Annotated in this window: 10 protein-coding genes and 1 pseudogene; 10 read left to right on the top strand and 1 reads right to left on the bottom strand. The window is 50.5% G+C overall.

Annotated elements, in window-relative coordinates; all coding sequences use genetic code 11:
• The 6 genes and pseudogenes from V8L71_RS02590 to V8L71_RS02565 form a co-directional block, all read left to right on the top strand.
• Positions 1 to 1,127: pseudogene (locus V8L71_RS02590) on the top strand (BREX system P-loop protein BrxC); the annotation flags it as partial.
• A 172-nt stretch (positions 1,128 to 1,299) separates the two neighbouring features.
• Positions 1,300 to 1,533: a type II toxin-antitoxin system Phd/YefM family antitoxin gene (locus tag V8L71_RS02585; RefSeq protein ID WP_336269019.1), complete on the top strand. Its 234-nt coding sequence runs from the start codon at positions 1,300 to 1,302 to the stop codon at positions 1,531 to 1,533.
• Positions 1,533 to 1,913, top strand: a complete 381-nt coding sequence (locus V8L71_RS02580) for a type II toxin-antitoxin system VapC family toxin (RefSeq protein ID WP_101147207.1) — start codon at positions 1,533 to 1,535, stop codon at positions 1,911 to 1,913. Before V8L71_RS02585 ends, V8L71_RS02580 begins: the two co-directional genes overlap by 1 nt.
• 116 nt (positions 1,914 to 2,029) lie before the next feature.
• Positions 2,030 to 3,487 (top strand): AlbA family DNA-binding domain-containing protein, encoded by a 1,458-nt coding sequence (locus V8L71_RS02575; protein WP_101147208.1) that lies wholly within the window; start codon positions 2,030 to 2,032, stop codon positions 3,485 to 3,487.
• Entirely contained in the window at positions 3,484 to 7,179 is a 3,696-nt protein-coding gene (gene pglX, locus V8L71_RS02570; protein ID WP_336273110.1) for a BREX-1 system adenine-specific DNA-methyltransferase PglX, read from the top strand. The genes V8L71_RS02575 and pglX overlap by 4 nt, the downstream gene beginning before the upstream one ends.
• Positions 7,180 to 8,847 (top strand): hypothetical protein, encoded by a 1,668-nt coding sequence (locus tag V8L71_RS02565; RefSeq protein WP_101147210.1) that lies wholly within the window; start codon positions 7,180 to 7,182, stop codon positions 8,845 to 8,847.
• 23 nt (positions 8,848 to 8,870) lie between these two features.
• Here the strand turns inward: V8L71_RS02565 and V8L71_RS02560 are convergent, their stop codons facing one another.
• On the bottom strand, positions 8,871 to 9,023 hold the full coding sequence (locus tag V8L71_RS02560) for a hypothetical protein (RefSeq protein WP_157826558.1): 153 nt from the start codon (positions 9,021 to 9,023) through the stop codon (positions 8,871 to 8,873).
• Between the two features lie 64 nt (positions 9,024 to 9,087).
• On the opposite strand from V8L71_RS02560, the gene V8L71_RS02555 reads away from it, so the two are divergent.
• From V8L71_RS02555 to V8L71_RS02540, 4 genes are read left to right on the top strand one after another with little or no spacing between them, the layout of a single operon-like run.
• Positions 9,088 to 10,158, top strand: a complete 1,071-nt coding sequence (locus V8L71_RS02555) for an ATP-binding protein (protein ID WP_101147212.1) — start codon at positions 9,088 to 9,090, stop codon at positions 10,156 to 10,158.
• Between the two features lie 2 nt (positions 10,159 to 10,160).
• The gene (locus V8L71_RS02550; protein ID WP_101147213.1) at positions 10,161 to 10,979 is read left to right on the top strand and encodes a DUF4435 domain-containing protein; all 819 of its coding nucleotides are present in this window, start codon (positions 10,161 to 10,163) and stop codon (positions 10,977 to 10,979) included.
• Positions 10,980 to 10,994: 15 nt separating this feature from the next.
• The gene (locus tag V8L71_RS02545) at positions 10,995 to 11,219 is read left to right on the top strand and encodes a hypothetical protein (protein ID WP_101147214.1); all 225 of its coding nucleotides are present in this window, start codon (positions 10,995 to 10,997) and stop codon (positions 11,217 to 11,219) included.
• Between the two features lie 23 nt (positions 11,220 to 11,242).
• Positions 11,243 to 11,563, top strand: coding sequence for a hypothetical protein (locus tag V8L71_RS02540; RefSeq protein ID WP_198556116.1), 321 nt, complete (start codon positions 11,243 to 11,245; stop codon positions 11,561 to 11,563).
• Positions 11,564 to 11,625 lie beyond the last annotated feature (62 nt).

Raw genomic sequence — 11,625 nt, 5'->3', positions numbered from 1 at the left:
TTAATAACGCCCGCCGACGCAGTGAAGTACGCATTCAGAAAAAGCGCCAAACCGAAGATGCGGTGCTCAACAAAGCCCGCAATCTCACCAAAGACCTGTTTGGCCAGCTAGGCCCCGCCAGCGAAAAAGAGCTATTCAGCTACTATGTGGATCGCTTATCTCGCTGGCGCCGGGAGCTAGACGCGTACAAAAGCAAAACCGATGTGGGCAATTTCCCAGGGCGAAAAGCCATTGAAAGCTCGCTGCTGGAAGTAGAGCGCCTACTGCGCCTAGACGACAGTTTCGACTTCTTTAAAGCAGTGGCCAGCCAGCAGGAGACGCTGCTCGATTTAGAAGAAGACTACCGCGACCTAAGCGACTTCTTCACCAAGCAGCTCACCACCTGGCAGCAGCTGGAACAGGCGCGCGTAAGGTTTGGGGTTAACCACCTGGAGCTAGAAAAACACCCCGAGGCCCAGCAGGCACTGGCCGAGTGTGAGTGCATTTATAGCGCCGATGCCCCCTACGCCATGTTGAACAAAGTAGATGGCCTGGTGCGAACGTTGGATGACATTAATACCCGCTTGGTCACCGAAAAACGCGAACACGCCATTGCCCGTATCGACACGCGCATCGCCAAGGTGAGCGCTGAAATTGCCAAAAGTGGCATTGGCAACGCCGAACTCAGCAACCGCTTGTTGCACCCGCTGCAGCAGCTCAAAGCGTCGGTCAATCAGTCGGTCAGCATCGCCCAGATCTACCAACTGCAAACAGAAACGGCCGTTGAGCAAGAAGAAGAGAGCCTGGATGCGCTTCACAACGCCCAGGCTGAGGTAGCCAAGCGGCAGCCGCCCGTGCCTACGCCTGCTGGAGGCGACTCCACCGCGCCGACGGCCACCCCAGGCAGCCAACCGCCCGCAGGGCACACGGCGGCAAGAGATAAAACTTACGATCCCCACACCGCAACAGCCCCAGCAGCAGTCAATGCCCCCAAACCCGTGGCAAGGGTACGCGTCAGCGACGTACTCAGCCGCGTGCATAGCGGTGTGTACCTGGAAAGCCAAGCGGAAGTGGATGCGTTTATGGAAGAGCTGAGAAAAGAGCTGGAAGGGTCGCTTTCAGCGGGCAAACGGGTACAGGTGCGGTAGTGTTCGATGATGTTTGTTGACAGTGGCAACGATTAACGCCAAGCCTAAGCATCCCGGTTGGCAGGGTGTCGACGAGCAGGTTACACTTTAAAAATAACCCGTTCAGCCGCGTCGGGTCTGAGCGATACCGCAGAGGTGAGTCATCATGCATGCCAACGTCAAGCAGCTGCGCTTGCAAACCAAAGCTTTGATTGCCGCTACCCAGCGTGGCGAGACCGTAGAGATCACCTTTCACGGCAAGCCCTGTGCCCGCCTGGTGGGGGTGGCGTCTGCCACGCCTGAAAAGCGCTCGGCCCCCAACCCGGCGTTCGGCCTCTGGGCGGATCAGGGCGAGGCAAGCGCCCAGGAGATCGACACCCAAGTCCGCCGTTTGCGCGCGCCGCGCTCCTTCGAGGGCACCGACTGATGCTGGTGGACACGGATGTACTGATCTGGAATCTGCGCGGCAACCCCGCCGCCGCCCAGCGCCTGGATGACGCGCCGGGTTTCTGGCTCTCTGCCGTCACCTATATGGAACTGGTGCAGGGCATGCGCAACAAGCAGGAGCTAAGGCAGCTACGTCAGGCACTGATCTACTGGCAAGCAAGCATCCGCCATCTGGAAGAGGGGATATCCTCGCGTGCCATGTTTCTGGTCGAAAGCTATGCGCTCAGCCATAACATGCAAATGGCCGATGCCCTGATTGCCGCCACCGCGATGGAGGCAGGGGTTCCTTTGCTCACCGCCAATGACCGCCATTACCGCTATATCGATGGCCTGGAGATCGACGTTTTTCGCCCTGAATAGTTTGCCCTGAGTAAATCATCACTTGGCGCAGTAATGCCCACAATAAGCTACCGTCGCGTGTTCCAGGACGCGGGACAGTGAGACGGAAAGCAATATAAAAAATCAACAGGCCACTCATGACTGCCACAACCATTGAACAGCGGCTCAGTGAGCCAGAAGGCAAGCAGCTTGAGTTCAAGCGTGATCTGTCATCGCCCAAGCCGCTGATGAAAACCCTGGTCGCTTTTGCCAACACCGCAGGTGGCCAACTGATCATTGGCGTTGATGACGACGGCACCGTGCTAGGTGTGGATGACCCGCTGGATATGGAAGAGCGCCTGACCAGCATGATCGCGGATGCCATTCACCCCCGGCTATTACCCAATATTGAATTGGTTAGCGTGGGTGAACATACCCTGGTGTGTATTGAGGTGTTCTTGAGTAGCGCGCGCCCACACTTTTTCAAGGCGCTAGGCGAAGAAAAAGGTGTGCTGGTGCGGCTCGGGTCCAGTAATCGGCAGGCGGGGTTGGCACTCATTCAGGAAATGCAGCGCCAAGCGAGCGGCACTACGTTTGATGTTCAGCCCATGCCCGAGCTGAGCCGTGACGACCTTGACCAAAACGCCATACAGCAAGCCTTCAGCAGCGAACAACCGTTTGATGACAACAAGTTACGAACACTACGGCTACTGGTGCCGTATCAAGGTCGCCTAGTACCCAGCGTTGGCGGAATTTTGCTGTTTGGCCGCGAGCGCCAATGGCACTTTGAAGACGCCTGGATTCAGTGCGGGCGTTTTCGCGGCACCGATAAGGTTGAGATTTTCGATCAGGCAGATATTCACGCGCCGTTACCCCAAGCGGTTGATGACATCGAGCTGTTTCTCAAAAAACATGCTTTCAAGCAGGCAGAGTTTGGCGCCATGCGTCGCCGCGATGTGTGGAGTATCCCGCTGACCATCCTGCGTGAAGCGATTATTAACGCCTTGGTACACAGCGACTACTCCCAACGCGGTAGCCCCATACGCATTGCGTTTTATGACGACCGTATCGAGATTGAAAGCCCAGGGCTATTGATGCCCGGCATGACCATAGAAGACATGAAACGCGGCGTTTCGATGATTCGCAACCCAGTGATTGCCCGCGTATTTCGTGAGCTTGGGCTAATTGAACAGTGGGGCAGCGGTGTGAAACGTATTTTCGAGGAAGCTCACGCCCAAGGGCTGCCAGAGCCGCATATTGAAGAAATTGCCAACCGCGTGCGGTTGAGTATCCGGCTGGCAGCGCCGGTTCCTATAGAAAATCCAACATCAGTGACCCAGTCAGTGACCCAGTCAGTGACCCAGTCTGAGAATATAGAACCACTGCTCCCGCTGCTGCAAATATTAAGCGATGGCCCGCTATCATCAGGCGAGCTACGTCAACACTTGCAGCTCAAGCATCGTGCTCATTTTCGCCAACACTACCTAACGCCTGCGCTTCAGGATGAATTAATCGAAATGACGCTGCCCGAGAAGCCCAACAGCCGCCTTCAGCAGTACCGCCTAACCCCTAAAGGCCAGCGCTTTTTGCAAGACACTCTCAAGGATTCACCATGAACACCGCCAACATCAAAAAATACGCCCCCAAAGCCCGCGCCCGCTTTATCGACACCATGATGCGCCAAGCGGCCCGGGTGGGCATTAGCCCGGATGGCAAAGGCGGTGTGGTGATTGCCCCCCTGGAGCTAAAGGGCGATGTGTTGGTGATGACCGCCCAGGATGGCCAAACCCACACCGTGCCCGCCCACCTGAAAGGCGCACGGGAAGCGCTGGCCGCGTGGGTGCAGCGCGATGGGTTTACCCAAGCGATAGAGCAGGCCGCCTATAGCTGGTTCAACCGCCTGTGCGCCATTCGCTATATGGAGATTCACGGCTACCTAGACCACGGCCGCCGCGTGCTGAGTGTGGCAGGGGGCGAAGCCGGGCAATTCCAGATTCTGGAGGAATGCTTAGAGGTAGATTTACCAGGGCTAGACACCGCCCGCGTGCGCGAACTTAAGCTCGACGGCACCCAGGATGAAACCCTCTACCGCGAGCTGCTGCTGGCCCAGTGCCACGCCCTGCATGAGGCCATGCCGTTCCTGTTCGAGCCGCTGGACGACGCCAGCGAGCTGCTGCTGCCCAACAACCTGACCAAAACCGACTCACTCATCCGCGAGCTGGTCGAGGCGATTCCCGAGGAAGACTGGCAAGATGTAGAAGTGATTGGCTGGCTCTACCAGTTCTACATCAGCGAGAAAAAAGACCAGGTGATCGGCAAGGTGGTGAAAAGCGAAGACATCCCCGCCGCCACCCAGCTATTCACCCCCAACTGGATCGTGCAATACCTGGTGCAGAACTCGGTAGGCCGCCAGTGGCTGCAAACTTACCCAGGCTCGCCACTCAAAGGCCAGATGCCGTACTACATCGAGCCCGCCGAGCAAGAGCCAGAGGTGCAGGCCCAGCTCGATGCCATCACCCCGGCCAGCCTCGACCCTGAAACCATCAAAGTGCTCGACCCCGCCTGCGGCTCCGGCCATATTCTGGTGGAAGCCTACAACGTGCTGAAGGCGATCTACGAAGAGCGTGGCTACCGTACCCGCGACATCCCCAAGCTGATTCTGGAAAACAACCTGTTCGGCCTAGATATCGACGACCGTGCCGCCCAGCTGGCGGGCTTTGCGCTGTTGATGAAAGCCCGAGAAGACGACCGCCGCATTCTTACCCGCCTGGTTGATAACAAGGTGCGCCTGAACGTGCTGGCCATGCAGAGCAGCCAACACCTGGATACCAACACCCTATGGCGCGACCTGAACTTGGCCGGCGACTGGCACCAGGGCCAATCCCAAAGCCTGTTTGATAGCAAGCAGCAAGACCTTTCCAGCAACGACGCCACTTACAAACTGATTGCCGACTTGATTGAGCGCTTTCAAGATGCCAAAACCTTCGGTTCGCTGATTGAAGTGCCCAATGAATGGGAAGCAAAGCTGAAAGCATTGCTAGGAGAGCTGAGCGAACTCACCAACAGCGGCGATATGATGCAAAAAGCCGCCGCTCAGCGATTGGTGCCGATAGTGCAACAAGCGTGGGTATTGGCACAGCGTTATGAGGCGGTGGTGGCGAACCCGCCATATATGGGCAGCAAGTATCAAACGCCAGTGGTGAAGAAATACTTGAAAGATGCCTACAAAGGCTACGAAAAGGATCTGTTTTCAGCCTATATCGTTCGCAACTTGGCGTTAGCCAACGAGCATGGCCATCTTGGTTTTATGACGCCCTTCGTTTGGATGTTCATTTCCAGCTACGAGCAGCTGCGTAAGCGGTTGATTGAAGAAGATACCATCACTAGCCTTATTCAGTTGGAATACTCGGGGTTTGATGGGGCAACGGTACCAATCTGTACCTTTACGCTCAGCAAAGGCCATATCGCCAGTTACACCGGCAGCTATATTCGACTATCGGATTTTCGAGGTTCTGCTAATCAAGGGCCGAAGACGCTGCAAGCCATTCAGAACCGCGACTGCGGCTGGTTCTATAATGCCAAGCCGGATGATTTTAAGAAGATTCCGGGAAGTCCGGTGGCGTATTGGCTGTCAAAGGAAGCAATACAAGCATTTTCTAAGAGTAAGGAAATTAAAAAAGTAATGCCTGCTGCAGTTGGGTTGCAAACAGGAGATAATTCAAAATTTGTTAGATGTTGGTATGAAGTCGATTTTGATAAAATAGGCTTTGAAGTTGAGAGCTCTGATGAGACTGCTGGTTTGGATTTCAAATGGTACCCGTATAATAAAGGCGGAGACTTTCGAAAGTGGTATGGAAATCGAGAGTTTATAGTTGATTGGAAAAATGATGGGGAAGAAATAAGGAATTTTAAGGACGAAAAAGGAGCCTTAAGATCACGGCCGCAAAACACTAAAAATTATTTTAAGTCGTCCATATCATGGTCGGATGTAACCTCTGGAGATGTGGCTTTTCGCTATTATGATAAAGGGTTTGTCTACGATGTGACCGGAATGTCAGCGCAAAGTGAATCTGAAGATTTGATGAAAAAAGTACTGGCCTTGTGCAACTCCTGTGTTGTCAATTGGGTGGTTAAGTCATTGAATCCGACTTTACATTTTCAGGCAGGAAATTATCACTCCTTGCCTTATATAGATGCTTCTGTCAATGGCGCTTCTATTAGTCTTGTAGATCAATGTATTAATTTTTCCTTACAAGATGAGGCTGCCTATGAAATATCTTTTTCTTTTAAATTAAATCCGCTAGCAGAAAAAAATGAGCAAGATATTTTTAAAAATTATGTTGAATGGCGTAAAGAATGTAAGCAGACAGCCAAAAAGCTTAGGGATCTTGAAGTTATAAATAATAAGTATTTTTTGAGTGAATATTCGCTTGAAAAAGAAGTTGAGTCTGAGGTTCCTTTCAATAAAATCAGCTTAAATGGTAACCCTTATTATCGCTATGGCGGTAACCGATCCGAAGACGAATTGGAAACTTTGTTTCAGTGCGACACCCTCAAAGAGCTGGTCAGCTACGCCATAGGCTGCATGATGGGCCGCTACTCGCTAGACAAGCCCGGACTAATTCTCGCCAGCCAGGGCGAAACCATTCGCGACTACCTCGCCCAGATCCCCGAGCCTAGCTTCGCCCCTGATGATAACGCCATTATCCCGCTCACCGACCAGGAATGGTTCCCCGACGATGCCACCAACCGCTTCCGCGATTTTGTGCGCACCGTCTGGGGCGAAGAGAACCTTCAGGAAAATCTCGATTTCGTCGCTGAAAGCCTCTGCCTGCACACCATCAAGCCCAAGAAGGGCGAAGCCGCGCTGGAGACCATCCGCCGCTACCTAAGCACCCAGTTCTTCAAGGATCACCTGCGCACCTACAAGAAACGCCCCATCTACTGGCTCTTCAGCTCCGGCAAGCAGAAAGCCTTCGAGTGCCTGGTCTACCTGCACCGCTACAACGAAAGCACCCTGGCCGAGATGCGCACCGACTACGTCATCCCGCTCACCACCAAGCTCGCCAGCTACGTGGAAAAGCTAGAACAAGACAAAGAAGCCAGCACCTCCGCCGCTGAAGCCAAGAGTATCGAAAAAGAGCTGAGCAAGCTCTACAAGCAGCAAGCCGAACTCAACACCTTCGATGAGAAGCTACGCCACTATGCCGACCAGCGTATCTCGCTGGATCTGGATGACGGCGTGAAGGTGAACTATGGCAAGTTTGGGGATTTGTTGGCGGAAGTGAAGCAAGTGGTGGGTAAGTAAATGAATAGTTCAACAGAGAGCCATCCTTCTTTGCAGAGGCGCATTCGTTATAGCACAGATGAGGTTTACAGTCGGTATCTAGGCATAAGCCTTCCAGTAGCTAACGTGAACAAGTTTTGCGAGGGGCGTTTTGGCCGTTTTCTTGCTGATAAATTGGGTATTAAGAAGCTGCCTTATAACATTACCTTGGTAGATTTGGTTTCTAGTGGTTGCATGACGCCAAATCTTGTAGTTAATTTGCCTTGCTATTACTTTGAAAGCTGGCTTAATTTTCCATGCTGTCCAAGGCAAAATTCTGACGAAGAATATGAGGAGATAGCTGGGCTATATAGCTACGAGGCTGTGTTGTCGAGCATTGATAATATTGAAGATATTATTCATCCTTATGACGAATTGAAAAGCGATTTTGTGGAAAGGTATAGAGCAAACTTGCCTCTGAAGTATATCTCTTTTCAGCATCCAAATGGTAGGCACTATAAAGCTGGAGAGTTTTATTTTTCTTATTGGCAGGGGATGGCACTAGCTAGTTCTATCCATAAAATTAATAATATTGAATTACACCTATCTCAACAAGAGGGTGTGAAGAGAGCAAAGGAGATAATAAAATCTAGCGTCGAAGAGTTCTGTGAGCGATATGGCGATTCGTTAGAAAGAGTTTCGTGGTATAGAACGGCTATTGCCGTAGAGCAGTTTTCTAATATCAATGCTACGTACGAAGATATTATTTCAGAACTTGGAAAGTATAGAGAAGTTGATCAAGGAGTTTTGATTAATGATCTTAAAAAATTGCTTTGCTTGTATAAAGAGTGGAGTAATTTGGTTGACAATATAGGCTGTACAGTTGTTGCTAAAGGCCTTGAGGTCTTGAGGAAAGACACATATCTCGTTTTTGAACAGCTGTGTGTTTTTGGAGTTGATAAATATAGTTTGTTCGAACAATTTTCTTATGGCCGTCACTCTTGTGAATGGGCACAGTTGCATGAAGTTGTCTACTTTGAAGACTATAAATTTAAAATTTTCTTTGAGAAGAATCTTGATTTATATTGCAAGAGAGTTAAGCCTTTGGGTTATGGGTGTAATTCAAAAATTTTTGAAAGTTTTTCTAAAATACAAGGCTTTTATCCTTGGGTAAGATCTCTATACGACTTACATGAAAAAATGAAGTGGGATGGGGAAGTTGATTTTTCTCACTCAAGAATCGTAGATTGCCTTATTGTTGCTTCGGTTAGGACTGAAATAGTTATCAGAGAGATGCTGAGAGTAAGTTTTAAGGGTTTAAATGACTATGATGCTGATGGTAATTTATCAAAAATTTTATTCCGTATAGGAGACTATATTGGAGAAGAAGACGGGGAAATTCTAAAAACAGTAAAATCTAAATCAAAAAGCACAAGACTTGATTCTCGACCAGAAGACATTTTTTCGGAAATAGACTCTATTGGCTTTAAAAAATGGTCGAAAAGAGATTGTCTTTTTTTTAAGTCAATATTGAAATTTGTGTGTGCTAGGAATTATTTTGCTCATCATGCTTATAAAGATGAAGAGTTTGATAGTTTTGCAAGTGAGCTGGCAGCTGAAACATTAATGTCATTAGTTGAAACGTTGTTGTTTTTTCATAGAATTTGCGACAAGAAAAATCGACTCGCTTCAGGTGGTGACCAAGTATGAACCTAAATCAACTCCTGCAAGGCTCAAAACACGCCTTCTTCACCGACCACGATCGGATTGTCTTCTGGTATGACGCCCTCGGCCACTTTGCCGAACCGCTGAGTGAGCTTGCGCTTGGCGGCTTTCAGGTAATCATAATGGCGGGGCAATCGTCCCTCGGCATGAAGTTGAATCATGGAGAATTTAAGACCTGTTAGCGGAAGTGAAAACTGTGACAGGTACAACATTGGAGCGCTAGTTATGAGAATTGGCAGAGTTTTCACTAACCAAGTTGGGCCACTGGCCGATGGCGCAATTTCATTTGAAAACGACTGGACTGAAGAAATTGAGACCAAGGTTTTGCTCACTGGGCCGAACGGTTGCGGCAAATCTACGCTAATACGTGGGTGTGCAATGCTTTGGGTCGCGCTTGGGTATTGGCTTGATCAGCGTAAGGCATTGCCGCAAAAGCATGAGGCGAAGCAGTGGCTTCAGCGTTGGGGTGGCATAGCGCTCATATTGGATGGTATGGAAGATGTAACAGGCAAACCAGAGGTCAAGGTAGGCCTGATATTCGGTTCCATGTCGTGGTGTGAGCAATTAAAGGCTCAAATGCCGGATATATTCTGGGTGGGTGAGGCGGTCGAGCGATCCGGGAAGCCTGGGCAGCCGAAAAGGTCGCTGTACCTACCTAAAGAGCCCTGGGTTGATGAGTGGTCGCAAAAGCGCAAAAAACTGATTCTGTCATCGGAAAAGATTGCAGCTCCTAACATGATGTATCTGGATGCGGAGGAACGGCGTTGGGTGACGCCCAAGCGAAATATTGCTGAGCCATTACCCGATGTTATGACTCAGCGGTGGTTGACCAAGTATGTGGTAACAGATGACTGGAAAGGCCAGCTTGAGGCCTCACTGATCAACCTAAAAACCACCCAACTGCACAAGTACCATGAAGTGATTCGTGGCCTTAACCAGTTTTTGGTAGGCAAGGAAATAGACCCCGATATTAAACCCGGCGAGGGCCGTTTAAGAGTGCGGATTAAGGGCGAACGGGGTGTGCATCATGGTATTGATGAGCTCAGTGCCGGTGAGCACCAAGTGTTGATTCTGCTTTTCCTGATGTTGCGCTGGCTGCAGCCCGGTGGTGTTGTGTTGATTGATGAGCCGGACTTGTACCTGCATCCCTCATTGGTTGATCCGTTGCTGGATGTATTGGAAAGAACGGCACAAGAGCTTGAGGCCCAACTCATCATCACCTCTCACTCTGTGGATATCTGGCGGCGCTACGAAACCTCAGGCATTCGCGTTGAACTCAAAACCGGCCGGGGTTAGGGATGAAAGGAATCAATAAGAAGATCCGTGAGATCAAGGAGCAGAAGGTCGGTAATAGTGAGCGACGGGTTTTGGTTGTTGAAGGCAGTGATGACGTTGACGCATTCGAGTTGATGCTGACAAAGCTCGCGCCAAGCTTTAGTTCTGGCTGGGTGTTAGCGGAGGCAGGAAAGAAGTCCGCCGTACTTGAAATGGTTCGCCGAGAGCCAGCATGGTTCGGGATAGTAGACCGAGATGAATGGGCCGACGAAAAAATCTTACAGCTTGAAGCCGAGCTGCAAAACCTAGCTGTATTGCCTAGATACTGCCTTGAAAACTACCTCATTGTTCCTTCTGAGCTTTGGGAGGCGCTACCCCCTAAACAAAAGGCAAAGATTCCCGGTGGGCACCAGGCGTTGCAGGATAAGATTCTGGAGGATCTGGATCGGTGGGTTAGGCATGGTGTGCTTTGGTCTGTTGTGAACCCTCTGTGGGAGGGGCTTCGCTCGCTTGGCTTTAAGGAAAAGCTGTTGGCGGTTGATATTGCTGAAGATGACGCTGAGATAAAACGAATTCTCCATGAGTGGCACCAGTTTCTGAATCCGAATGATATTTGGGATCGTTATTTGAATCGGTTGAATGTGGTGGCAGAGAAATCGGATGACGAAAAGCTGACGCTGCATGTGCATGGGAAGGAGTTCTATAAAACAGTAGTGAATCCAGCGTTGAATCAACTGTTGGGCCAAAAGAACGCAGAGGAACGGCAATTTTCGATCATTCGAACACTTCCCCAAGCGGAAGACCTTCGACCTATTTTGGACAAGCTTGGGCTTAATAAATAAATTGGGGCCTTGTTAATGAAACTAAACAATATCAAAGAGCTTATTGATAACGAGGGTGAAATCACCGTCGGTCGAATAGGGCCGGTTCGATGTGGTGCCTCTGCCTGTGATGAATCTAATTGTCTTGCGATGTTAGCTAGGCGGCCTGGCGAGTCCTTTGAGGATTTGCTTGAGCGACTTGATTCTGCGATTGAGGATGCTATCGAACACGACATCATCGTGGATGAAATCAATCAATAATGCGCTGACGTTAAGGAGCCACTATGACTAACCCCATCGGCCGCTGGCGTATCACCTGGATGGAAATGTGGGATCAGGACTTTGTCGATTTGATCGAGCCGGGGCACTTCCGGTTCGATGACAATGGCCTTGGATTTTTTGTCTTCGGTGCCGTTGAAGGCCAGATTGATTACCGCGTATCAGAGGGTGGAAAACGTATCGATTTCAGCTGGTCGGGTAATGATGAGGGCGATGAGAAATCTGGCCGGGGCTGGTTTAAGCTTTCATCCTCGCGTATTGCCAAAGGGCGCTTTTTTATTCACTGCGGGGATGAGTCAGCGCTGGAAATTGAACGCCAACCCTGAAGCGAAGCAAGCCGTTCTCCCGCCGCTATGTGGATAGGCGAGCAGCCGTGGCGAGCGCTATT

Origin of the sequence: Vreelandella indica (genome assembly GCF_037070225.1) — a bacterium.
Taxonomy (GTDB): domain Bacteria; phylum Pseudomonadota; class Gammaproteobacteria; order Pseudomonadales; family Halomonadaceae; genus Vreelandella; species Vreelandella arctica.
This window is presented reverse-complemented; position numbering and strand designations above follow the sequence as displayed.